Consider the following 24,466-nt stretch of genomic DNA (forward strand, 5'->3'; position numbering starts at 1 on the left):
GTGGACAACGCCAAGCAACATACCGAGGATGCTTTTAATGACGCCTTCCCATCCAGTTTCTGATTCCCGGAGTACGCCGGTACGCGTGCGCCGCCACCTGCTGTGTGCCGTTGTAGCTGCCTTGATGGTGGGACAGGCCCAGGGTGCTGACCTGCTGACCATTACCCGCGACGCCCTGGAAAACAATTCCGAGCTGGCATCGGCACGCGCTGCAACCAGTGGCGTGGAAGAGGGCATCAACGTCGAGCAGGCGGACCTCAATCCGCAGGTATCCGCTTCAGGTGAAGCGGCCTATAACCACATCTTCGAGACGCAATCCCAGTCCGGTTTCAGCGGCACCGGTATGGATGATGACTACATCAGCTACGGAATCAACCTGCAGGCCACTCAGAAGCTGTACGACGCGCTGAACAGCCGTGAGGTCGACGTGGCCAAGGCGCAGCTCGAGCAGCAGACCTTCAGCCTGGCCGCGACCGAGCAGCAGGTGCTGATCGACACATCCTCGGCGTATTTCGACATTCTCCGTGCGTATGAAATTCTGGAAGCACGCCGTGCCCAGGAGCGTGCTATCGGGCGTCAGCTCGAGCAAGCCCAGGAGCAGTTCGATGTGGGCCTGATCGCCATCACTGATGTGGAAGAAGCTCGTGCCAGCTTCGACCAGTCTCGGGCGGACCGCATTACCGCTGAAAGCAACCTGCAGGTCGCCTTCGAGGCCCTCGAGCGACTGACCGGCAAGCGTTACGACAGCATCGAGATGCTCCAGGACGACCTGCCCATTGCGCTGCCTGAGCCGGCCAGCCGCGATGCCTGGATCGAGCTGGCGATTGAGCGCAATCCCGAACTGCTGGCGCAGCAGGCCGGTGTCGATGTGGCTCGCGAGCAGATCGATGTGGCTCGCGCGGCGGATCTACCGGTCTTCGAGGCCTTTGCCAACTACGCCTACAGCGATGATGAGCGGGACGGCTACGAGGACTACAACTCGAACAGCCAGGTGGGCGTGAGTGCGAGCATGCCGCTTTACACCGGCGGACGCACCAGTGCCTCCGTGCGCCAGACGACCTACCAGCTGGAGTCGAGTCAGTACGACTTCGAGTCCCAGCGCCGCGAGACCGTGCTGCAGATTCGCTCGCTGTACACCCAGGTCAGCAATGACGTGTCCACCGTGGCGGCGCGCAAGCAGGCCATCGTCTCCAACCAGAGCGCTCTGGACGCCACTCGTGCGGGCTATGAGGTCGGCACACGTAACATTGTTGACGTGCTCAATGCCGAACAGAGCCTGTATAACGCCATCGCCGACTACGCCGATGCTCGATACAACTACGTGGTCGACCTGCTGAGCCTGCATCGCCAGGCCGGCGTGCTCGACGCTGACGATATCGCTGAACTGAACGCCTTCCTGGTAGAAGAAGGGCAGGTCAACTTTACGCTTCCCGAGCAGAGCGAAGCCGACGGCTACGACGCAGTGCTGGACATTGGCGCGCCTCCGCGTCAGGACTCGTAGTTCCCGCCAGCGCCGGTCCGGCCACCACCGCGGTGGCCGGATGTCTTTCAGCCTTACGACATCACGAACCCCAAGGAATGACGGGATGAAAACCACCATGACGCGCGGTCGCCCCTGGGCCGCACTGGCGGCGGCGTTGCTGCTGGCTGGCTGTGGCCAGGATGAAGGACAGTCTGACGCCCAGGCGGGCGGCCAGCCGCCGGCAAAGCCTATTGAAGTGGCTGAGCTGGCCTATCAGGACATTCCGCTGGACAAATCGTACCCCTCCAAGTTGATGAGCGAGCAGGAGGTCACGCTCGTGGCGCGCGTCACTGGTGTGCTGGAAGAGCGCAAGTTCGAGCCCGGCGATCAGGTGGAGAAGGGCGATAGCCTGTATACGATCGAGCCTGACCTGTATGAGGCAACGGTAGCGCAGCGTGAGGCAGATCTGGCCAGCGCCCAGGCCGAGGTGGCTCGGGCGGACCGTGATGCCAACCGTTTCCAGCAGCTGGCCGCGCAGAACTCTGTCAGCCGCCAGCAGGTGGATCAGGCATTGGCGGACGCGCGGGTAGCACGTGCCAGCGTGGCCCAGGCCGAGGCGGCCCTGAAGAGTGCCCAGCTTGACCTGAACTATGCGGATGTCACGGCCCCGGTGTCCGGCGTGATTGGCTTGAGCGAAGTCAACGTCGGCAACCTGGTGTCGCCGAATACCGAGCTGGCCACCATTACCCCTCTGGACCCGCTCGAGGTGCGCTTCCAGATGCCCCAGAACGATGCCTTCGAGCTGCGTCGTCAGCTTGAAGACATGAGCATCGAAGACATTGTTGCCTCGTTGGAAGCGTACTCTTCTCGCGGGGAGGCACCCACTGTATTGAGCGGTCACCTGGACTTTCTCGGTTCCCGCGTCGACCCCGACACCAGCACCGTCCAGGCCGAGGCCACCTTCGCCAATCCTGACGGCGCGGTGCTGCCCGGGCAATACGTGCGCGTGAAGATCGAGGGACTTGCGCGCTTCGGTGTGCTGGCGGTTCCCGAGCTGGCGTTGACTCAGGGGCTGATGGGACCGCAGGTATACGTGCTGGATGACGACAACGTCGCCCGCGCGCGCCCGGTGCAGCTGGGTGAACTGGCCGGTCCGTGGCAGATCATCCTGGATGGCGTCGAGCCTGGCGAGCGTGTGGTAGTCGGCGATCCGGGCAGCTTGAAGCCAGGCACCCCGATTGACCCGCAACCCTTTGACGGTGATGCCGAGGCGCTGATGCAGGCGGCCCAGTACGACGAGCAGCAGGCACAGCAAGGTGGCCAGGGTGGCGCAGGACAGGCTCCCGGCGAGCAGGCTGAGGCCGCTGCGGGAGAGGGCGCCGACCAGGCGTCAATGGAGGCACCGCAGGGCAACCAGGAGGCCGAGGAGGCTGAAGGAGAGGGCAACGAATGAATTTCGCCAACTTCTTCATCAAACGGCCGATCTTTGCCTCGGTCCTGGCGATCATCCTGACCATCATCGGTGCGATGAGCATGCGGGTACTGCCGATCGAGCAGTATCCCAGCGTGGTGCCTCCGACGGTGTCGGTGAGCGCGACCTTCCCCGGGGCTGACGCCGAGACCGTGGCGCAAACCGTTGCGGCTCCCCTGGCGGAAGCCATCAACGGCGTCGAGAACATGCTCTACATGAACTCGACCAGCTCCGATAACGGCTCCATGAGCCTGAGTGTCGCCTTCGACATCGGCACTGACGGTGATATCAATACCATCAACGTCAACAACCGGGTGCAAGGGGCGCTGTCCCAGTTGCCCGAAGCGGTGCAGGAGCAAGGGGTTCAGGTCGAGTTGCGTTCTAGCTCGATCCTGATGCTGGTGTCGTTGATCTCTCCCCAGGGAGACTACGACAACATCTACATGCAGAACTACGCCACCCTCAACATTCTCGATGAGCTGCGCCAGATTCCCGGCGTCGGTGAGGCCGAGGTGCTGGGCGGCGGCGAGTTTGCCATGCGCATCTGGATGGACCCGAACAAGCTGGCCGAGTACGACCTGACGCCGACTGAAGTGGCGGCGGCGATCCGCGCCCAGAACACGGAAGTGCCTGCGGGCAGCCTGGCGTCGACACCCATCGACAGCCCGCGAGCCTTTACCTACACCATTACCGCCGGCGGACGTCTGTCCAGTGCCGACGACTTCCGCAACATCCTGCTGCGTACCAACGAAGACGGGTCTGCACTGCGTCTGGATGATGTGGCTCGCATCGAGCTGGGCGCCTCCTTCTATGGTGTCGAAGCGCGTCTTAACGGCGCCATCATGACGCCGATCATGATTCAGCAGCAGCCTGGCGCCAATGCGCTGCATACCGCGGATCTGGTGAAGGAGAAAATGACGGAGCTGGAAGGGCGCTTCCCGCCGGGGCTGGAATTCGTGGTGCCCTACGACACCACGCTGTTCATTGATGCGTCGGTGGAAACCGTCTTCCACACCTTTATCGAAGCCTTCCTGATTGTTGGCGTCATTCTGTTCATCTTCCTGCAGAACTGGCGTTTCACCGTGATCGCCATGTCGGTGGTGCCGGTGTCTGTGCTGGCGACCTTTGCAGGCTTCTATGCGTTCGGCTTCTCGATCAACCTGCTGACCCTGTTTGCCCTGGTGCTGTCGATAGGCATCGTGGTGGATGACGCCATCCTGGTGGTGGAGAACGTCGAGCGAGTGCTCTCCGAAGACGAAGACATCAGCGTTCGTCAGGCGACGGTTCAGGCCATGAAGGAAGTGGGCGGTCCGGTCATTGCGACGTCATTGATCATGGCGGCGGTGTTCGTGCCGGTGGCGTTCCTCGGTGGCTTCACCGGGCAGATCTATCAGCAGTTCGCGTTGACCATCGCCATATCGGTGGCCTTCTCGGCGCTGATGGCGTTGACCTTCACTCCGGCCCTGTCCGCGATCTTCATCAAGCATGACCTGCACAAGAAAGAATCCGGTTTCATGCGTGCGGTGCGCACCCCGCTGAGGCTGTTCGATCGCTTCTTCGACGGGGTCACCAAGCTGTTCATGCTGGCGGTGAAAGGCCTGGTCAAGGCCTGGATACTGACCCTGGCGCTGGTGGCCCTGGTGGGCGTCGGTTCGTTCTGGCTGTACGAGAACACGCCGTCGACCCTGGTGCCCGAGACCGATCAGGGCATCGCCTTGGCGGCCGTCAGTCTGCCGGACTCGGCGTCGCTGAGTCGTACCAAGGCCTACATGGCGGAAGTCAGCAAGCGTATCGAGGAGGTGCCCGGTGTGAGGTATTCATCGGCCATCGCTGGCTACGACATGCTGACCAGCTCGGTCAATACGGCCCGCGGCATCATCTTCATCAACATGGATAACTGGGACGAGCGGGAGACCACCGTTGATGACTTGATCGGACGGATCTTCCAGATCGGTGCCGAGGTGGATGGCGGCACGGTCATGGCCTTCAATATGCCGCCGATCATTGGTCTCTCCACCACTGGCGGGTTCACCGGCTACCTGCAGTCGTTCTCCGGTGCCACACCCGAGGAGATCTACCAGGCCTCGCTCAAGGTCATGCAGGCAGCCAATCAGGATCCCGCGCTGAATCAGGTGTTCTCGACGTTCAGTGTCAACGTGCCGTCATTCCGGGCTGATATCGACCAGCAGAAGGCGCTGAGCTACGGCGTGTCGCTGACCGACCTGAACGCGACCTTGTCGAATACCTTCGGTAACGGCTTCGTCAACTTCTTCAGCTACCAGAACCGTAACTTCCAGGTGTACCTGCAGAACGAGGCGGAGTACCGCGACACCCCGGACGACATCAACAATGTCTACGTGCGTGGTGGCAATGGCGAGCGGATTCCGCTGTCCGAGTTCGTGACTCTCGAGCGCAAGGCGGCGCCTGCCGTGGTGACCCGCTTTGGGGTCTACTCGGCGGCGCAGTTCCAGGGCGGTCCTGCTGAGGGCTATTCCTCCACCCAGGCGATCCAGGCCATGGAGAGGATTGTCGAGGACACCCTGGGCAGTGACTGGGGGATGGGCTGGACCGGTACTGCCTATCAGGAAAGCGAGGCAGGCAACGCCGGTACCATCGCCATTATCTTCGGCATGGTCATGGTATTCCTGATTCTGGCGGCCCAGTACGAAAGCTGGTCCTTGCCGCTGGCGGTGCTGACGGCAACGCCCTTTGCCTTCCTCGGTGGCATCGCGGGTATTGCCATGCGTGGACTCGACACCAGCGTGTACGTCCAGATCGGGGTACTGGTGGTGATCGGCCTTGCGGCCAAGAACGCGATCCTGATCGTCGAGTTTGCCGAGCTGCAACGCAAGGAAATGGGCAAGAGCATACGTGAGGCGGCCATCACCGCGGCTGAGCTGCGTTTCCGCCCCATCGTCATGACCTCCATGGCCTTCATCTTCGGCACCTTGCCACTGGCCATGGCGACCGGCGCCAGTGATACCAGTAGTCACCACATCGGTACCACGGTGGCGATGGGCATGGCGTCGGTGGCGGTGCTGGGCAGCTGCTTCGTGCCATCCTTCTACGCCATGATCGCCACGCTGTCGCACAAGCTATTCGGCAGCAACTCGTCCCACGACGAGGGCGAAGATAGAAGCGGCGACAGGGGTGATGACAGGGGTGATGACAGAGGTGATCAAGAGCAACGTCCGACGACCCCCTGATAGCGTTACTTGCTTTGTCTGCACGTGGTGCTGACCAAGGCGCCGTCCCATTGGGACGGCGCCTTTTTTCTTTCCACCGGGCCGGCTTTCGGGGCAGGCCGACGCACGCAGAGAGCATATATCAAGGCCTCGGCGCATCGCTTGCTGCAGCGCAACACGTTGTCCGGTAACGAAAAAATCCACACCGCCCGGTCGAGGTTTGCCGTAGAGAGCGCTATGCTTTTATCAGACACTAAACGAGTGGCATCGGCTGCTGGGCAGGTGGAAGGCCCACCCTTCGCCACGGGAGAGACGTATGAATATCGCGATCATCCAGGAAACGGCATTCAGCTTTCCGCTTATTCTGTTCACGCTGCTACTGCCCGTGGTCCTGATCTACTGGTTGCTGGTCGCCGTCAGGGTGGCACCGTTGCAGCTGTTTGAGCGCGATAGCCTGAGAGACGACCACCTGGCCAGCACCATGGTGTCGCTTGGGTTTGCTGGCGTGCCCGTCACCATGGCGCTGTCTGTGTTGTTCGTTTACGCGGCGGTCATCACGCTGGTTGCCGAGCTACTGGTGTTGCGCTGGTTTGATCTGGCGCTGGTGATCGTGCCTTTGGGTATTGCGGTGCTGTGGGGGGCCTTTGCTCTTGCGTCACCACTTGCGGCCAAGAGTTGCCGCGCGTTGTTGCGCCATTACCGTGACCGGCCCTCGTTCAACCAGCGGTGCCTGCTGGGTGAACGAGTGCAAGTGGTGGGCTTTGTCGACCAGCAGGGATGTTGTCGAGCGGTGCTGTGTTCCGATGGCACGCGGGAGGTTTGCCTCAGGGGCAAGCCCGGCTCAATGCCCAAGGAAGGAGAGGTGCGGGTGCTGGTCAAGTACCTGGATGAACAAGATGGATTTCGCTCAGTCGCCGAGCGCGAGTTTCTCGATGCTCGCACGCGCCTGGTGCGACTCAAGCTGATCGAGCGCCATGAGCCGGTGCCACCCCAGGACAATGCCGAGAGCAGGCAACATCGTCATTACCACGGACATCACCAGCACTGACCGGTGCTTCGCTGCTATGGCGTCTCACTGCTGCCGATCAGGGTGATAAGGTCATCCACCAGCGCCGGGCCGCGCTGGCTGAGCGAGAACGCATCGGGTACTCGCAGCCATTCCCAGAACAGTCCGCTGAGGGCATAGTGGAATAAGTCAGTGGCGCGCTCCGGGCTTAGCCCCGGGCGCAGCTGATGGCGCTCTTCTGCCTGTTGAAACTGCCTAAGCAAGGCCTGACAGGTTTCTCTGGCTATCTCTGCCTTTGCCTGCAGCGGGTCGAAGTCATCGGTACGTTCGCAATGGTGCAGCAAGATGCCGTGCACGCGTCGGTGTCTCGGGGTATCGCACTGCTTCAGACCGGTGTGGCAGCCCAAGCGCACCGCTTCCAATGGCCGATGGCCCACCTCTGCGTGATCAAGGTTGTTCAGCAGGTCCTCAAAGGGAAGGTGAACACGTTCCAGCATGGCGCGGAACAGATCGCCCTTGTTGCGGAAGTGCCAATACAGCGCGCCGCGGGTCACTCCCGCCCGTCGGGAAATCTGGTCCAACGAGGCACGTGCCACACCGCGTTCGAGAAACACCTCCTCGGCGGCATCGAGCAGGGCGGCTCGGGTAGCGGCAGCTTCTTCCTTGGTACGGCGGGCCATGTGGGCGGGCAACTCCAGCGGTATCGTCAAGCAATGTATTCTACCGGACTCACCGAATGAGTTCAGTGACGTCGATGAGTGATGCGAGGTAAATTGGACTCGTTTTGGAGACGGCGTGGGCGTATAAGAACGAACATGCCGTCCGCCTGTAGACGGACCGATAAGGTGACCAAGGAGCCTGTATGGCGAGAGCCCCTTTTGAACTGGCCGGAGTCACGGTCAAGCCCGGCAGTCGCGCACAGATCGATGTGCCCGTGGCCAAGCTTTATACCCACGCCCCTTTGGATATCCCCGTAGAAGTGGTCCACGGACGGCAGGCAGGTCCTACCCTGTTGGTATGTGGCGCCATTCACGGCGATGAGATCAACGGCGTTGAAATTGTCCGTCGGCTACTGCGCTCCCGCCAGATCAACCGCTTGAGGGGCACCCTGATCGCGGTGCCTATCGTCAATATTTTTGGATTCGTGCAACACAGCCGGTACTTGCCTGATCGCCGCGATCTTAATCGCTGTTTTCCCGGGAGTGAGTCGGGGTCTTTGGGCGGGCGTATTGCGGCGCTGTTTCGTGAACAGATTGTCGATCACGCGACTCACATCATCGATCTGCACACGGGCGCGATTCATCGCACCAACTTGCCACAGATTCGCGCACAGCTTGGTGATGCCGGCGAAGAAACGCGACGCATGGCGGATGCCTTCGGGGCTCCGGTCATCCTCAATGCGGAACTGCGCGAGGGCAGCCTTCGCCACTATGCCCAGAGTCGCGGTACGCCGGTGTTGACCTATGAAGCGGGTGAAGCACTGCGCTTTGACGAATGGGCGATCACCGCAGGGGTTCGCGGCGTTCAACGGGTCATGCGCAGGCTTGGAATGCTCACCGGCGAGCAGCGCCGTCGCGCGCCACCTGCCGCGGAAGTCGCCAATGGATCGAGCTGGGCCAGGGCACCTATCGACGGCATTCTGCGTCCCAAGGTGCGACTTGGCGCACGGGTAGCCAAGGGCCAGGTACTGGGGAAGGTAGCAGACCCCTTCGGCGAGACCGAAGGCGAGGTCTTGGCCATGGCTGACGGCATCGTGATCGGCATGAGTCGACTGCCTCTGGCCAACGAGGGGGAGGCGCTGTTTCACGTCGCTCGGTTTGATGCCATCGAAGAGGCCGAGAGTGCCATCGAGACGTTTCAGTCCAGTCTGGAACCACCGCCGGACGCCCTGTATTGACGTTCCTGGGGAACCTGATGCCAGCCAACGGCCGAGCCTCGTGCTCGGCCGTTGGCGTTTAATGCCTTCAACACGGCAGCAAGGCTCAGGACTCGACGGTGTCGGGTACCAGTCCCAGCGCATCATCGAACACGGCTAGACCGGCACCTTCCTTGTGGGCATTTTCAGAGAGGTGACGACGGAACTTCCGGCCGCCAGGGCAGCCCTGGAAGAGGCCCAGAAGGTGGCGTGTCATATGGTTGAGCTTGGCCCCTTCCTCCAGCCGACGCTGGATGTAGGGGCGAAGCGTCATCGCTGCCGCATGGCGGCTCTGAGCCGGGCCAGGCACCCCGTAGAGGGCCTCATCGACCTGGGCCAAGAGCCACGGATTTTGGTATGCCTCGCGTCCCACCATGACGCTGTCGACGTGCTCAAGCTGCGCTTCGCACTCCGTCAGGCTTTTGATGCCGCCATTGATCCCGATATGCAGGTCGGGCCGGTTCGCCTTAAGGCGATGGACACGTGGATAGTTGAGCGGCGGCACATCGCGGTTTTCCTTGGGCGACAGCCCCTGCAGCCACGCCTTGCGCGCATGCACAATGAAAACTTCACAGCCCGCGTCGGCGACCTTGGTGATGAAGTGCTCCAGGTCTGCGTCCTCATCCTGATCGTCGATACCAATACGACACTTCACCGTCACCGGGATCGACACCGCCTCACGCATGGCGGCCACAGCTACCGCCACCTTGTCGGGATGGCCCATCAAGCAGGCGCCGATCAGGTTATTCTGCACGCGATCACTCGGGCAGCCGACGTTCAGGTTGACCTCATCGTAGCCCCACTCTTGAGCGATGGCCGCGCATTCCGCGAGCTCGCCCGGATCGCTGCCCCCCAGCTGCAACGCCAGAGGGTGTTCCACCTTGTCATAGCCAAGAAACCGATCACGAGGGCGACCATGCAAGATGGCACCGGTAGTCACCATCTCGGTGTACAGCAGCGCCTGGCGCGTCAGCGCACGCGCGAACACCCTGTAGTCGCGGGTAGTCCAATCCATCATCGGCGCCACAGAAAAGCGGCGGGCCTGGGCCAGGGGATCGTGGTCAGTCATGGGGTTCACGGGTCGGAGCTTAGAGGGCGCGTAGTGTACCAGCGTTGGTGGGCCGGTTTCATCGTTGGCTGTCTGCGCAACATTCACCGCTTGCCCAGGCAGCTGGCGGAGGACTATCACGGGCGATGGTGCTCCGCCTATCTGCACTTATCGGGCATGGTGTGCCCTTTGGTCTTTCGGTTACTGGTCCAGGGAGTTCAGGATCTGCCAGGCGGCTTCCACCCGTTCGCCGTTGGGGTAGCGCTTGTTGGCGAGGATAACGATGCCTTGTTGCCGAGAGGGGATAAAGGCGGCGTAGGCGCCAAAGCCGCCGGTGGAGCCGGTCTTGTGGTACCAGCGCTGGGGCTCAGGCTCGCCAGAGGTTGCCAGCATGGTAACGGCCTGGGGCTCGAGGGCCATCTCGGCGGTGGTGCCTGCCATCAGGGTCTCGAGTGTCGTTGGCAGGGCATAGCTTTCCCAGCCCAGGCCCTGCTGCATGTCACCGACGGCGGCGTAGCCGTGATGGGTGGTCAGCAGGGCTTTTGCCATGCGCTGGCCGTCCGGGGTGTTCTGGTTGCCTTGATAGGCATCGATGTTGGCCTGGATGAAGCGGGCCATGTCCAGCGCCGTGGTCTTGATGCCATAGGCCTCGGCATCCAGCGGGCCTGGGTTGACGCGTACCGGCTCATCACCGTTGTAGCCCTGGGCGTAGTGGTGGGCCTGGTCGTCGGGCACCGTAAGCCAGGTGGCACTGAGGCCAAGTGTGGGCAGTATGCTGTCCTGCATCAGCTCAGCGAAGCTCGCTCCGTCGCTCTGGGCTGCGAGCAGGCCGAACAGGCCGATACTGGGGTTCGAATAAAGTCGCTGGGTGCCGGCGGCGAAGTCCGGCTGCCAGTTCACGAAGTAGTCGTGAATGGTGTCGTCGTCGACGCCCGAGGGAAACTGCAGCGGGAAGCCACCGGCGGTGTAGGTGGCAAGCTCTGCCATGCTGACCTCACCGACCGGTCGGCCGCTGAAACGGGGCTCGATGCTGGCGGCGGTGTCATCCAGCGCGAAGCTGCCGTTCTCGTGCACCCAGGCACCCAGCGCCGCGGTAAAGGTCTTGCTGAGTGAGCCAACCTCGAACAGCGTGTCGTTGGTAAGCTCGGCGGTGGTGTCGGTGCCGGATTCCTGCGTCGCGACGCCGTAGTGGCTGAGGCACACCTCGCCTGCATCGATCGCCGCTACCGACATGCCGGGAATCCCATGCCGGTCCATCAACGCCTGTGCTGTCTTGTCGAGCTGAGCGTTCTGGCAAGCTGGCGGACTTGCGTAAGCGAAGGACGACAGCAGTAGAGCGCACAGGGGGGGCAGGTGACGCAACGTCATGACAAGCTCCAGATGAGCCGGCATTAGATGCCGGGGTCGTGAGAAGGGGGCGGTAGTGTGAAGCTGGCGGCCCGGTCGGAGCCGCTCAACGGGATTATCGGCTTATTGTGCTGTACACGTCATCTCTCACCCGCTCGCACCAACCCTCATTGTCTCTTACGTTTCCATATCTCACTTTAGGGCTTGGTTCTTGGTCCCTCTTTACCCCTTCTCTTTGTCCTCTCTCTTTGCCACTCTCGCTTTTCCTCCCTTCTTCCCTTCGCGCTATGGCCCTGACGGTATAAAAGACCGCTTGTAGTTTGAGCCCGCCGAGTCGCAGTTGGAGAACTATGTTGCCGGCAGGAGGGCTTTAGCTAGGGACCGTCAGGCCGCGTTGCACTGCTGGACGCTCGAGGAAGGCGCTGAGTCCTCGCTTGACCTGGAGGAAGTCGTCGTAGCCGACCAGCTCGCCGGCACCGTAACGCTCAACCAGGTTGCGCACCCATGGGAAGATCGCGATATCCGCTATCGAGTAGTCATCCCCCAGCACCCATTGGCGGTCTTCCAGCTGCTTGTCGAGCACACCGAGCAGCCGTCGGGCCTCGTCGAGGTAGCGCTGCAAGGGACGCTTGTCCTCGAACTCCTTACCGCCGAAGAAATGGAAGAAACCGACCTGGCCAAACATGGGACCGACGCCGCCAACCTGAAACATCAGCCATTGAAGGGCCTGATAGTACGCCTGGGGGGACTGTGGCAGCAGTTGCCCGCTCTTGTCGGCGAGATAGAGCAGAATGGTTCCTGACTCGAACAGCGTGAGTGGCTTGCCCTCCGGCCCGTCCGGGTCGAGGATCGCCGGAATCTTGTTGTTGGGACTGAGGGAGAGAAACTCCGGAGAGTGCTGGTCCTTGCTGTCGAAGTTGATTCGGTGAGCCTCGTAGGCCAGCCCGATTTCTTCCAGCATGATCGATATCTTGACGCCATTGGGCGTCGGCAGGGAGTAGAGCTGGAGGCGATCCGGGTGACTGGGGGGCCATTTCTGGGTAATCGGAAAGCGAGACAGGTCAGTCATGGGGCGTTCCTTCGTCCAGGCGGAAGAGTGCTTGATGGTATCACCGCTGGCAGCCGGTTAGGCGCCGGGTCTGCGCCCAAAGAAGCACGCCACATCCCCTTGCAAGGGCGCGTGGTTCGGCGTCGCTGGCCTGGGCGCCTTAAGCTAGCCTCGTCACTGATATCTGTGTAGGTGCTTAGCCGGCGGTGGTTAGTGGGGCCGACTGGGCCAGACCTGTTCAAGGGTTTCCAGCGCCGCTTGCAGTGGAGCGTCAGCGGTACGCTCTCGCCGCCAGATGAAACAGAGCGCACAGTCCAGCGCCACTCCCTCGACGATGGTCAGGCCGCTGCGTTGGCGCTCGGCCAGGGCTAGCGAATCACGGGCCAGGCTAAGTCCCACTCCGGCGCGTACCAAGTCGAGCATGCAGGCTTCCTGGTCGACCTGGGCGACCCGCCTGGGCGTCACGCCGCTTTGCTGCATGGCGCGCTTGAGCAGGCGATGGTGCACTGAATCCGCCGGTGTGACGATCCAGGGCAGGCTGGCCAGGACGGGCCATGCGGTGTCCGCAACCCGTGACTCCCAGCCAGATGGGGCCACCACATGATAGCGAAAGTGCGTCAGTTCAACGTGTGCCAGCGCCGGTGAGGTGCTGCTGGCACCGACACCTGGTGGCGCCAGGTAGAAGGCCGCGTCCAGCTCCCCTCGCTCGACCCGTGACAGGGCGACACCACTCATGCCATGACGCAGCTCAGTTTCGAGTTGCGGCGCGCGCTCGACCAGTACCTTGAGGAAGCTGCCCAGGCGGATGAACTCAGGATCGATGATGGTGCCGATTCTCAGCAGACCGCGCACTGTCGTGTGCAGTGAGCGGGCCATCTGATCGAACACCCGGGCGCTCTCCAGCGCCTTCTCGGCGGTGGGCAGCAGTGCCTGACCGTCCGCGGTCAGCTCCAGTCCCTGGGGGCGGCGGTGGAACAGCGTCAGACCCAGCGTTGCCTGCAGCTGCTTCAACTTTAGGCTAATCGCCGGCTGGGTGAGGTGCAGTGCCTCGGCGGCCCGAGAGACGCTGCCGAGGCGCGCTACCGTGACGAATGCTCGCAGTGTGGGGTAGTCCTGCATGGCGCCTTCCTTTGATCGAGCGTGATATTTGAAAACTTTATATCTGGGTTCCAAATAACTCAATTGCTCCGATCCCCATCAGCGATAGGCTGTACAGCGACAAGACGAGCAGGCTGGACACCTTTTTGCAGACGCCCAGGCTCGATTTACTTAAACAATGCTTATAAAGGAGTACCCCATGACCTCGACGATTCCTCACTTTATCGGCGGCCAGAGAGACGAAGGTGCATCCCTGGGCCATCAGGACGTCTACAACCCGGCGACCGGCCAGGTCAGCGGGCGCGTGGTGTTGGCTTCCGCCAACGAGATCGACAAGGCGGTGGAGGTGGCCAAGGCGGCCTTCCCGAGCTGGGCCGACACCCCGCCCATCCGTCGCGCCCGGGTGATGTTCCGCTTCCTCGAATTGCTCAACGCCAACAAGGATGCCCTGGCCGAGGCAATCACCCGTGAGCACGGCAAGGTCTTCACCGACGCCCAGGGCGAGGTGGCACGGGGTATCGACATCGTCGAGTTCGCCTGTGGTATCCCGCAGCTGCTCAAGGGCGACTTCACCGACCAGGTCAGCACCGGCATCGACAACTGGACCCTGCGTCAGCCGCTAGGCGTGGTCGCCGGCATTACGCCGTTCAATTTCCCGGCCATGGTGCCGATGTGGATGTTCCCGGTCGCCATCGCCGCCGGCAACAGCTTTATCCTCAAGCCCAGCCCCACCGATCCCAGCGCCTCGCTGATGATGGCGGACCTGCTCAAGCAGGCCGGGCTGCCCGACGGTGTGTTCAACGTGGTCCAGGGCGGCAAGGAAACGGTGGACGCGCTGATCGATCATCCTGACGTCAAGGCGCTGTCCTTCGTCGGTTCCACCCCCATCGCCAACCTGATCTATCAGCGTGGCGCTGCTCTCGGCAAGCGTGTGCAGGCCCTCGGTGGCGCCAAGAACCATATGGTGGTGATGCCCGACGCCGATCTCGACAAGGCGGTGGATGCGCTGATCGGTGCGGCCTATGGCTCCGCCGGCGAGCGTTGCATGGCCATCAGTGTGGCGGTGCTGGTCGGTGATGTGGCCGACGATGTGGTGGCGCGGGTCGCCGAGCGGGCACGCAACCTCAAGGTCAAGGACGGCATGCAGCTGGACGCCGAGATGGGACCCATCGTCACCGCCCAGGCCCACCAGCGGATTACCGGCTATATCGACAAGGGCGTCGAGGAGGGTGCCGAGCTGGTAGTTGATGGCCGTGACTTCGATGCCAGCCATACCGGTGAAGGCTGCAGCGAGGGCTTCTGGATGGGCGGCACTCTGTTCGATCACGTGACGCCAGAGATGACGATCTACCGCGAGGAGATCTTCGGCCCGGTGCTGGCCTGCGTGCGCGTGCCGGACGTGGCCACCGCCATCGAGCTGATCAACGACCATGAGTTCGGCAACGGCGTCAGCTGCTTCACCGAGAGCGGCAAGGTGGCCCGCGAGTTCGGCCGTCGCATCCAGGTGGGCATGGTCGGTATCAATGTACCGATCCCGGTGCCCATGGCGTGGCATGGCTTCGGTGGCTGGAAGCGTTCGCTGTTTGGCGACATGCATGCCTACGGCGAAGAGGGCGTGCGCTTCTATACCAAGCAGAAGTCGATCATGCAGCGCTGGTCCGACTCCATCGAGGCGGGCGCGGAGTTCGTGATGCCGACCGCCAAATAATGCCCTGAATCGAGGGATTCGCGATGACAACCGCACAACAATACGACAGCGAGTTTGACTACATCGTGGTCGGAGCAGGCACCGCCGGGTGCCTGCTGGCCAATCGCTTGAGCGCCGACCCGAACAACCGGGTGCTGCTGATCGAGGCCGGTGGTCGCGACAACTACCACTGGATCCACGTACCGGTGGGCTACCTGTACTGCATCGACAACCCGCGTACAGACTGGCGCTTTCGCACCGATCCAGACGCGGGCCTCAACGGGCGCTCGCTGCTGTATCCGCGCGGCAAGACACTCGGTGGCTGCTCGAGCATCAACGGCATGATCTACATGCGCGGCCAGGCCCGGGACTACAACCACTGGGCCGACGTCACCGGCGACGAGCAGTGGCGCTGGGAGCACTGCCTGCCGGCTTTCATCCAGCACGAGGATCATTATCGCCTGGACGAGGGCGGTGACGCCGACGCCGCCCACCGGGACTTTCACGGTCACGGTGGCGAGTGGCGCATCGAAAAGCAGCGGTTGAACTGGCAGGTGCTGGATGACTTCGCCGAGGCGGCGGTCCAGGCGGGGATTCCACGTACCCAGGACTTCAACCGTGGCAGCAACGAAGGCGTCGATTACTTCGAGGTCAATCAGCGCTCCGGCTGGCGCTGGAACACCGCCAAGGCGTTTCTGCGTCCGGCGCTCAAGCGGCCGAACCTGACCCTGTGGCACTCCACCCAGGTCAACCGGCTGATCGTCGCGGGCGGCGAGACTGACGGCGAGAAGCGCTGTGAAGGAGTCGAGGTCAAGCGTGAGGGCACCACCCAGGTGGCCAGGGCGCGCCGTGAGGTGGTGCTGTCCGCCGGCGCCATCGGCTCCCCCCAGATCCTGCAGCTCTCCGGCATCGGGCCTGGTGAGCTGCTCAAGCAGCACGGCATCGACGTCGTCCACGAACTGCCGGGGGTCGGCGAGAACCTGCAGGACCACCTGCAGATTCGCTCGGTGTATCGGGTCAAGGGCGCCAAGACCCTCAACACCATGGCCAGCACCCTGTGGGGCAAGGCCGGTATCGGGGTGGAGTACCTGCTCAAGCGCACCGGCCCGATGAGCATGGCACCGTCGCAGCTCGGCATCTTCACCCGCAGCAGCGACGAGTATGAGCACCCCAACATCCAGTACCACGTCCAGCCCCTGAGTCTGGAAGCCTTCGGTCAGCCGTTGCATCCCTATCCGGCGGTGACCGCCAGCGTCTGCAACCTGAATCCGACCAGTCGCGGCAGCGTCAGGATCCAGAGCGCCGACCCGGCCCAGGCGCCGTCCATCGCACCCAACTACCTGAGCACCGACGAGGACCGGCGGGTGGCGGCGGACTCGCTGCGCGTGACCCGCAGGATCGCCGAGCAGCAGGCCTTCGCCAAGTACGAACCGGAAGAGGTCAAGCCCGGCATCCAGTACCAGACCGATGAGGAGTTGTGGCGGCTCGCCGGAGACATCGGCACCACCATCTTTCACCCGGTCGGCACCACCCGGATGGGCCAGGCCGACGATCCCATGGCGGTGGTCGACTCGCGCTTGCGGGTGAGGGGGATCCAGGGGCTGCGGGTGGCGGACGCCGGCGTCATGCCGACCATCACCAGCGGCAATACCAACTCACCTACCTTGATGATCGCCGAGCGAGCGGCAGGCTGGATGCTCGAGGCCGGCGGCTGACACCGGCGTTCTGCGCAGCCAGCGTCACAACAACAAACGATAAAGGTATCCCTGATGAACGCGCCAGAGTCTCACTCCGATCAACACGCCGACCGGCTCGATCTGCGGGTCTTCGTGCCCGCCGTGCTGGTCATCGCGGGTCTAATGCTGCCTATCATTTTATTTCCAGAGTCGGGAGCCGCACTGGTCAATGCGGCCTTCGCCTTCGCCACCGGGCGTTTCGGCTGGCTGTATCTGCTTGCCGGCATCGCCGTGGTGGTCTTTCTGGTGGGACTGGCCATCAGCCGCTACGGCAACGTGCGACTCGGCGGCCCCGATGACAAGCCCGAGTTCTCCTACTTCAGCTGGGTGGCGATGATCTTTGCCGGGGGCATCGGCATTGCCATCGTCAACTGGGCCTGGGTCGAACCCATCTACTACTTTACTGGCCCACCTTTTGGCGTCGAACCACGTTCCCAGGAGGCGGCAGAATGGGCCTTGACCTACGGCCAGTTCCACTGGGGCTTCACGCCCTGGGCCTTCTATTGCCTGCCGGCTATCCCGATCGCCTACTCGATGTTCGTCCACAACCGTCCCGGCGTCAGGCTGTCCGTGGCCGCGCGGGGGGTGATGGGCCGTCATGCCGATGGCTGGTGGGGCGCGCTACTGGATGCGGTGGTGGTTTTCGGTATCGTCGGTGGTGTCGGTACCTCGCTGGGGCTTGCGGTTCCCCTGGTATCGCAGCTGCTGAGCGGCCTGCTCGGGGTGTCGCCGTCATTCATGCTGGATATCGCGGTGCTGCTGATCTGGACGGCTATCTTCTCCGCCAGCGTGTGGTTCGGCCTGGCCAAGGGCATCAAGATCCTGTCGGACATCAACGTGCTACTGGCGGGAGTTCTGCTGGTGTTCACCCTGGTGGTGGGTGACTCCCTATTCATGGTGGAAGGCTGGGTCAACAGCCTCGGCAAGATGGTTTCCAATTTCGTGCCCATGAGCATGTGGACCGACCCGGTGGGGGATTCGAGCTTCTGGCGCGACTGGACGGTGTTCTACTGGGCCTGGTGGATTGCCTACGCCCCGATGATGGGCCTGTTCGTCGCCCGCATCTCGCGCGGTCGCACCATCCGAGAGCTGATCATCGCCGAAATGGTGTTCGGTTCCCTGGGATGCTGGGTGTTCTTTGCGGTGTGGGGCGGCTACGCGCTGGACTTGCAGATCTCCGGCGCCCTGGATGTGGCGGCCATTCTGTCGGCTGGGGGCATCCCCGCTGCCGTCGAGGCGATCCTCGGTACCCTGCCGATGTCCGGCCTGATTACCACCTTGTTTGTGCTGCTGTGCTTCATCTTCCTGGCGACGACCCTGGATAGCTCTGCCTATGTGCTGGCATCGGTGACCTCGCGCAAGTTGTCCGGCTATCAGGAGCCGCAGCGCAAGATCCGCCTGATCTGGGCGTTTCTGATCGCCGGCGTCGGAGTGGCGCTGATTCAACTTGGCGGGCTCAAGCCGGTACAGACCTCCACCATTGTGGTAGCGCTGCCGATGATCCCCGTGCTGGCGATCCTTGCCTGGTCTCTGGTGCGCTGGCTGCGCCAGGACTTCGCCAAGAAGGTCCTTGAACCCCACCTGGTCATCGAAGACGGCAAACACTGACGTCACCGAGGGGGCTTAGGCCTCCTCCCGTTGCCACCCTTGCTCTACAGGAAGACCCCGATGTCACCGAATCCTCATTCCCAACTGCCGCTCAAGGACGTCAAGGTCATCGACTTCGGTCAGTACATGGCCGGCCCTGCGGTGGCGATGATCCTTGCCGACCTTGGCGCCACGGTCATTCACGTGGACCCGCCCGCGGGGCCCATGTGGGAGTCACCGGCCAACGCCACCTTGCAGCGCAACAAGCTGATCGTGACGATCGATCTCAAGACCGCCGAGGGCCTCGAACAGGCGCTGACGCTGATCGAAGAGGCCGACATCGTGATCGAGAGTTTCCGGCCCGGTGTCATGCAGCGCCTGGGCATCGACTTCGCTGCGCTGCGCGAAGAGCGCCCGGAGCTGATCACCCTGTCGATGCCGGGATTTGCCTCCAACGACGAACTGCGCCGTGACTGGCGGGCCTTCGAGAGCGTCATCGCCGCCCACTCGGGGGTGTTTACCGACATGGGGCTGAACCGGGTGTTGATGGGCATCAACCCGTCCTTCTCGCCGCTGCCGCTGGGCTCGGCCTACGGCACCATGCTGGCAGCTACCGCCGTCACCCTGGCGCTGCAGGCGCGTGAGCGTACCGGTCTCGGCGACGAGATCGAAGTCCCCATCGCCTGCGCCCTGATGGAAGGCCTGTGCTACAACTCCATCAAGATCGAGGGCCTGCCGGAACGCTACAAGACCCAGCGCGAGAAGGAGATCGAGCGTCGCCGCATCGAAGGCGCGCCGATGAACCTGGACTACGACGAACTGCAGGAGCTGCTCGACCCCTTCTATCGCAGCTACAAGTGCAAGGACGGGCGCATGTTCTACGTGGTCTGTCCGAGTCACAAGGAGCACGCCAAGCGCTGCCTCAAGGTGCTTGGTCTCTACGATGAGCTGGTGGAGGAGGGACTGGTGGAAGAGCCCGACACCTATGCACCCACCAGCCAGTGGCAGAGTGACGTGTCGCTTGGCGTCTACCCACTGCCTAAGCGTTGGGCGGATCATATCGCCGCGCGTATGAAGGAGGTCTTCCTGACCCGCACCTCCAAGGAGTGGGAGAAGATCTTCGGCCGAGGCAAGTTCCCCGGCGCACCGCAGCGCTGGCTGCAGGAGTGGATCCACGACGACCACGCCGAGACCGCCGGGCTGATGATCGAAGTGGACGATCCCGAATTCGGCCTGATGACCCAGCCCGGCCCGATGGTCTGGCTGCACGACAGCGGCCACGAGATGCTCACCCCGACGCCGCGCCGCTGGGTATCGTTCGACCAGGCGCTGGCGGTGCTGCATCGCATCGAGACCAAGCTGCCCCGGGTGCGTGCCCGTAACGCCAAGGACGGCTGGCTCGAAGGCGTCAAGGTGCTGGATCTGTGCAACGTCATCGCCGGTCCCCACTCGGTGGCCTTTCTGGCACGCTTCGGTGCCGACATCATCAAGGTGGACCCCGCCAAGCCCTTCTACGACTGCTGGAACACGGTCATCTTCGGCCTGTCGCATATGCGTTCCAAGCGCTCCCTGCTGACCGATATTCAGGTGCCTCGGGGGCGTGACATCCTAGATGAGCTGATCCGCCAGAGCGACGTGGTGGTGTGGAATGCCACCGACAAGCAGGTGGAGCGGATGGGGCTGACCGAGGCAGACATGCAGCGCATCAATCCCGAGGCGATCTTCTGCCAGCTCGACTGCTTCAGCGGGGTCAAGCCGGGTCCCCGGACCAACTACCTGGGCTACGATGATCTGGTGCAGGCCACCACCGGCATCATGCTGCGCTTCGGGGGCAGCATGGATACGCCGGAAGAGCATGCCCACGTCGGCACCATCGACGTGATGTGCGGCTTCGGTGCCTCGCTTGGTGTCGCCACTGCTCTGTACCAGAAGCTGCGCACCCGCCGGGTCAGCCGGGTCAAGACCTCGCTGTCGGCGCTCAGCGGCCTGGCCCAGATGCCGTTCTGCTACGACTACGAGCGGCGCGGCCTGTTCGACGAGCCCTCTGGTCGTGAACTCAACGGCTACGACGATCTGTCGCGCTTCTATTTCACCGCCGACGGGGTAGTGCTGATCAGCGCCTACGAGCGGGACCTGCACAAGTTCGCCCTGGTACCGGGGATCGAAGGGGTGGTCGATGTGGCTCCGGAGGAGCGAGCGGCCTATCTGGCACCTCGCTTTATCAATGCGGTGGCCACCGACTGGGTGGAGCGGCTGCAGAAGGCCGGCATCGCTGCGGCGGTGTGCGAGAACATCGAGGCCCTGCGCTCCTACAATTCGCGGCGCTGGGACAATACCCCGGGCATCGATCGTGGCAGCTATTCCTTCACCGTCTACGACGAGCACCCCAGCGGTCATGTCATTACGCAGCTTGACCCCTATGCCATCCGTCCCAAGCGAGGGCGCATCTATCCGCTGGCGCCGTCGGAGAAATACGGTAGTTCGAGCCGTCAGGTACTGGAGGAGTTGGGGCACAGCCCCGAGGAGATCGAGCGGTTGATCACCGAAGGCGTCGTGTCGGAGAGCTGGAGCGAGGAGTATCTGCCGACCTGAACATGACCGACCGTCAAGGCATCTGGTCGGCCCTTGAACCTGCCAGCGCACTTCCACCGAGGTGTTGGGGAGGGGTGATAGGGTCGACGCCGTGACGGTTGTTGCCATGACCACCGGTACTGACGCTGACACCACTCAACGTATTCGCTGGAATGTTGCGGTTGATCGGCACCACCATGACCCAGTCGAGCCCAGCGGCGATGGGGGCAAGGCCCATGCCGTCACCCAGTGACAGCACGGCGTCACTGAGTTCATCGACCGGTCGAGCCGCCATGGGCGCCTGAATCACGGTGTTCGTTAGATGTTCAACGCTTGCCATGTTGGCGTCGGTGATCGGCGCCAGGCTATCGCCCGCGCGTTGAGCCAGTTGCCGGGTGCTGGCGTCGGCCCAGGCCAGGCCTTCGGCGACGGTGCTGACGGTTGGTAGAACCGTCTGGCCGGTGGAGCTTAGCCGGCCGTCGAGCTGACCTAACAGCGTGACGCCGTCGCTGAGTGAGCTGGACAGGGGCAGGCCGTCCAGGCGTCTCGACACGTCACGGCTTTCGTCGACGAGACCTTGGATACCGTGAAGCGTGGTCTGCGTCTCGTCGATGATCGCGGTCAGGCTGGTCGCCAGCTCACCCAGCTGCTGTGCGGGGGCAAGCGTGTCCGTGACGCTATCCTGTAGTCGCTGACTGGGCCGCGACAGCTGGCCCCCAATATCACGGTTCACGCCCGTCAGCTCGACCGCCAGGGTATTGCTCAGGGTAGTGCGTCCCAGCAGCGCGGTAGCCGCAAGCGTACTTTTGTCGTCACTGCCGACGCTGTCCACCAGGCCGATGACGGCTTGCTCATCCAGCCTGGGAATACCGCTATGACGCGACACGCTGCGGGCTGCGACGCCGGCGAGACCGTTATCATTGTGCTGTCCTCCCAGGACGATACCTGCCAGGCTGACCCATTCGCCGGTGCGGCTCAGCACGCTGCCACTTCCCTCCTTTAGGGCGTCTCCTCCTGCCACGAGCAGGTCTGCTGCCAGTCCGGGCAGCAACAGCGAGTCGGTAGTGATCAGTAAAGGCTCCAGTCCGGCCTGTAGCACGTCTGCTACCTGGGCGGTGAGTGAGCGCTCCAGACGTTCTTGCTGTTCGGCGAGATAGAGGTCCTGTTCGCCGAATCCCAAGGCATGCCCGATACGTCGGCCGTAGCGATCCAGTGACAGCACGCGGGTGATCCGATCATCAAAGCGGTGCAGCAGGGGAAGTGACGCCAGGGTATCCACCGCGCTGTCGATAACATCAAGTGAGCTTTCCAGATAGTCAGCCGAGCTATGCACAGCCTGCTGCGCCCCCATGCTGAGGCGATCGACACCAACGGTGTGGGCGACATCGACTCCCTGGGAGACCAGGCTGGCGCTGGCCATACGAGCGACGGACTGGCTGACCAGCGTCGAAGAGGCGTGAGCCGATGATGACAGGGCAGGCGATGCTAAGGATGGTGATGCCAGGGCCGAGGGAGACAGGGCCGAGGGTGACAGCGATGCGGATACAACCGGCTCGGACTCTGACGCGCTGGCCTGTGCAGGGGGTATCGAAGGATAGTAAGCCTGTTGCGGCTGTCGGTCAGGCGACGAGCTGGCGCAGCCTGACAGCAGGCCTGCCGACAGAATAACCGGAAGGGGAGAAAGTCGTGGGATAGCCTTGCGGATCCACCGTTGGGGTATCAGCAAGGCCTTGATCTGTCGTATTGGGTGAACTAGCACAGACTCAGACCTAGCGGTATCTCACAGCAGAGTATCGAGAAACCGCGCCTTGGCGTGCGCAACCTGTGCTGATTTGGCTTCTTTGTGGAAGAGGGCGGGGCTAGTGAGGGGCGAGCGCGTGGCTAGTGAGGGGCAAGCTCGGGACTAGTGAGGGGCAAGCTCGGGACGAGTGAGTGATTAGTGAGAGACGAGTGGGAGACTAGTTAGGTACTGCAGGATCACTGAGCCAGCGAAAACCAAGGCAGTTAGGCCACGGCCAAAAGCCTTCCAGGCACACGGCGCTCTGTTGTGATCAGGGCTATGACATTCGCTTTGACGGATGGCCGGTGCAGCCTCAGCTAAAAACAGCGAATTGGCGAAGCAGGCATTTATGCAGGGTGTCCCTTGCCGCTGTTTCAGCCAAGCGGGACGTTATCCCAGTAAGTGGTGGTGCAGGGTCGTTGCACCGATGCCGATCAGTACCAGACCGCCGATAATTTCTGCTCGTGGGCCAACGGCCTTGCCGAGCTTGCGACCTAACAGCATGCCCAAGGTCGCCATCAGCGTTGTGGCCGCGCCTATCGTCAATGCGGTGATCCAGATATTGGCTTCCATAAAGGCCAGGCCGACACCGACGGCCATGGCGTCGAGGCTGGTGGTGACGGCGGTCGCGATGATCAGCCACCAGCGGGTACGGTCAGTGGTGGCGCCGCAGTCGCAGCTGGCACAGTCCTTTGCCCTGGGCATCAAGCCGCTCTGGATCATCTTTCCACCGAGGGCCAGCAGCAGGAAGAAGATGATCCAATGATCCCAGTCACGAATGGTCTCATGAGCGCTGGAACCGAGCATCCAGCCGATAATCGGGGTGGTGGCCTCCACCAGGCCGAACATCAACCCTGTCTGCAGGGCCACGATAAAACGCAGCCGTCGCACGCAGGCCCCTTTGCTGACAGACGCGGCGAAGGCATCTGACGACAGGGAGAAAGCCAGCAGCAGGGTGGAGGTCGGATTCATGGTGACTCTTTAATAGCAGTGACTGTGGTAAATGATGGCAACGTTATCGTGCTTTTTATGGGCAGAATGGCAGCGGTGTGATGGCGGCCATGACCGTTGTTAAAACTCCAGCATCGTAGCGCTTTCAGTGCCTATGGCCTCTGCTGATGTCTGCGATGACGCGTTGTGAGTCATGCTCGCTGACGAAAGCCACTTGAGAAGCGCCCGTTGGATAAGCCTTTTGGGATAGCCCGTTGAGAAAGCCCGTTGAGAAAGCCCGATGGCACAAGCCCGTCCAACAACGCCATCGGAAAAAATGACTCAGATACGCGCCTTTCGGCTATCACTGCCATAGCGACATTGCATGGGATATTAGCGTCTTGTTGACAGGATGCAACTCTTTACCAAGGCTGCAAGATTAAGCTAAAACAAAGACCTATAGCTTCGGCTATACGTTATAGGAAAGGCAGGGAAGGGGCGGAATAGTCCCATGGTCAGGTGGTCAGAAGTAGCAGAATGCGGCGAAGAAAGGAACGCAAGGGCCGGCAGGAGAAACCGGCCGAAGAGGGTGGTA

Annotated in this window: 16 protein-coding genes; 9 read left to right on the plus strand and 7 right to left on the minus strand. The window is 62.4% G+C overall.

The features are described from left to right. Positions 1 to 37 precede the first annotated feature (37 nt). The 4 genes from KUW18_RS18550 (at position 38) to KUW18_RS18565 (ending at position 7,166) form a co-directional block, all read left to right on the plus strand. On the plus strand, positions 38 to 1,501 hold the full coding sequence (locus KUW18_RS18550; protein WP_206944337.1) for a TolC family outer membrane protein: 1,464 nt from the start codon (positions 38 to 40) through the stop codon (positions 1,499 to 1,501). An 85-nt stretch (positions 1,502 to 1,586) separates the two neighbouring features. Then, positions 1,587 to 2,915, plus strand: coding sequence for an efflux RND transporter periplasmic adaptor subunit (locus tag KUW18_RS18555; RefSeq protein WP_206944336.1), 1,329 nt, complete (start codon positions 1,587 to 1,589; stop codon positions 2,913 to 2,915). Then, positions 2,912 to 6,139 (plus strand): efflux RND transporter permease subunit, encoded by a 3,228-nt coding sequence (locus KUW18_RS18560; protein ID WP_206944334.1) that lies wholly within the window; start codon positions 2,912 to 2,914, stop codon positions 6,137 to 6,139. Before KUW18_RS18555 ends, KUW18_RS18560 begins: the two co-directional genes overlap by 4 nt. A gap of 295 nt (positions 6,140 to 6,434) precedes the next feature. Continuing rightward, positions 6,435 to 7,166 (plus strand): hypothetical protein, encoded by a 732-nt coding sequence (locus KUW18_RS18565; protein ID WP_224852167.1) that lies wholly within the window; start codon positions 6,435 to 6,437, stop codon positions 7,164 to 7,166. A 14-nt stretch (positions 7,167 to 7,180) separates the two neighbouring features. Here the strand turns inward: KUW18_RS18565 and KUW18_RS18570 are convergent, their stop codons facing one another. Then, positions 7,181 to 7,804: a TetR family transcriptional regulator gene (locus KUW18_RS18570; RefSeq protein WP_206944332.1), complete on the minus strand. Its 624-nt coding sequence runs from the start codon at positions 7,802 to 7,804 to the stop codon at positions 7,181 to 7,183. A 182-nt stretch (positions 7,805 to 7,986) separates the two neighbouring features. Between KUW18_RS18570 and KUW18_RS18575 the strand changes: the two genes are divergently transcribed. Further along, complete coding sequence (locus KUW18_RS18575) at positions 7,987 to 9,021, plus strand: succinylglutamate desuccinylase/aspartoacylase family protein (protein WP_206944329.1); 1,035 nt, start codon at positions 7,987 to 7,989, stop codon at positions 9,019 to 9,021. Between the two features lie 85 nt (positions 9,022 to 9,106). Here KUW18_RS18575 and dusA read toward each other — a convergent pair whose 3' ends face one another. The 4 genes from dusA to KUW18_RS18595 form a co-directional block, all read right to left on the minus strand. Further along, complete coding sequence (dusA, locus tag KUW18_RS18580; protein WP_222562077.1) at positions 9,107 to 10,108, minus strand: tRNA dihydrouridine(20/20a) synthase DusA; 1,002 nt, start codon at positions 10,106 to 10,108, stop codon at positions 9,107 to 9,109. Between the two features lie 180 nt (positions 10,109 to 10,288). After that, positions 10,289 to 11,455 carry a class C beta-lactamase gene (ampC, locus tag KUW18_RS18585; RefSeq protein WP_222562078.1) on the minus strand — a complete coding sequence of 389 codons (1,167 nt, stop codon included), beginning with the start codon at positions 11,453 to 11,455 and terminating at the stop codon, positions 10,289 to 10,291. Between the two features lie 349 nt (positions 11,456 to 11,804). After that, a complete protein-coding gene (locus KUW18_RS18590; protein WP_206944323.1) occupies positions 11,805 to 12,503 on the minus strand; it encodes a glutathione S-transferase C-terminal domain-containing protein in 699 nt (232 codons plus the stop codon). Between the two features lie 189 nt (positions 12,504 to 12,692). Then, on the minus strand, positions 12,693 to 13,601 hold the full coding sequence (locus KUW18_RS18595) for a LysR family transcriptional regulator (RefSeq protein ID WP_222164354.1): 909 nt from the start codon (positions 13,599 to 13,601) through the stop codon (positions 12,693 to 12,695). A gap of 178 nt (positions 13,602 to 13,779) precedes the next feature. On the opposite strand from KUW18_RS18595, the gene KUW18_RS18600 reads away from it, so the two are divergent. From KUW18_RS18600 to KUW18_RS18615, 4 genes are read left to right on the plus strand one after another with little or no spacing between them, the layout of a single operon-like run. Beyond that, positions 13,780 to 15,288, plus strand: a complete 1,509-nt coding sequence (locus tag KUW18_RS18600) for a CoA-acylating methylmalonate-semialdehyde dehydrogenase (protein ID WP_222562079.1) — start codon at positions 13,780 to 13,782, stop codon at positions 15,286 to 15,288. Between the two features lie 23 nt (positions 15,289 to 15,311). Beyond that, positions 15,312 to 16,982, plus strand: a complete 1,671-nt coding sequence (locus KUW18_RS18605; protein WP_206944317.1) for a GMC family oxidoreductase — start codon at positions 15,312 to 15,314, stop codon at positions 16,980 to 16,982. 54 nt (positions 16,983 to 17,036) lie between these two features. Continuing rightward, complete coding sequence (locus KUW18_RS18610) at positions 17,037 to 18,611, plus strand: BCCT family transporter (RefSeq protein WP_222483678.1); 1,575 nt, start codon at positions 17,037 to 17,039, stop codon at positions 18,609 to 18,611. Positions 18,612 to 18,671: 60 nt separating this feature from the next. Then, positions 18,672 to 21,182: a CoA transferase gene (locus tag KUW18_RS18615; protein ID WP_222562080.1), complete on the plus strand. Its 2,511-nt coding sequence runs from the start codon at positions 18,672 to 18,674 to the stop codon at positions 21,180 to 21,182. Between the two features lie 13 nt (positions 21,183 to 21,195). Here the strand turns inward: KUW18_RS18615 and KUW18_RS18620 are convergent, their stop codons facing one another. Together KUW18_RS18620 and KUW18_RS18625 are read right to left on the minus strand one after the other, a co-directional pair. After that, positions 21,196 to 22,581: a hypothetical protein gene (locus KUW18_RS18620; protein WP_222562081.1), complete on the minus strand. Its 1,386-nt coding sequence runs from the start codon at positions 22,579 to 22,581 to the stop codon at positions 21,196 to 21,198. A gap of 750 nt (positions 22,582 to 23,331) precedes the next feature. Beyond that, positions 23,332 to 23,913, minus strand: a complete 582-nt coding sequence (locus KUW18_RS18625) for a manganese efflux pump MntP family protein (protein ID WP_206944302.1) — start codon at positions 23,911 to 23,913, stop codon at positions 23,332 to 23,334. Positions 23,914 to 24,466: the final 553 nt, after the last annotated feature.

The sequence above is a fragment of the Halomonas sp. DP5Y7-2 genome (assembly GCF_019802025.1).
Classification (GTDB): domain Bacteria; phylum Pseudomonadota; class Gammaproteobacteria; order Pseudomonadales; family Halomonadaceae; genus Halomonas; species Halomonas litopenaei_A.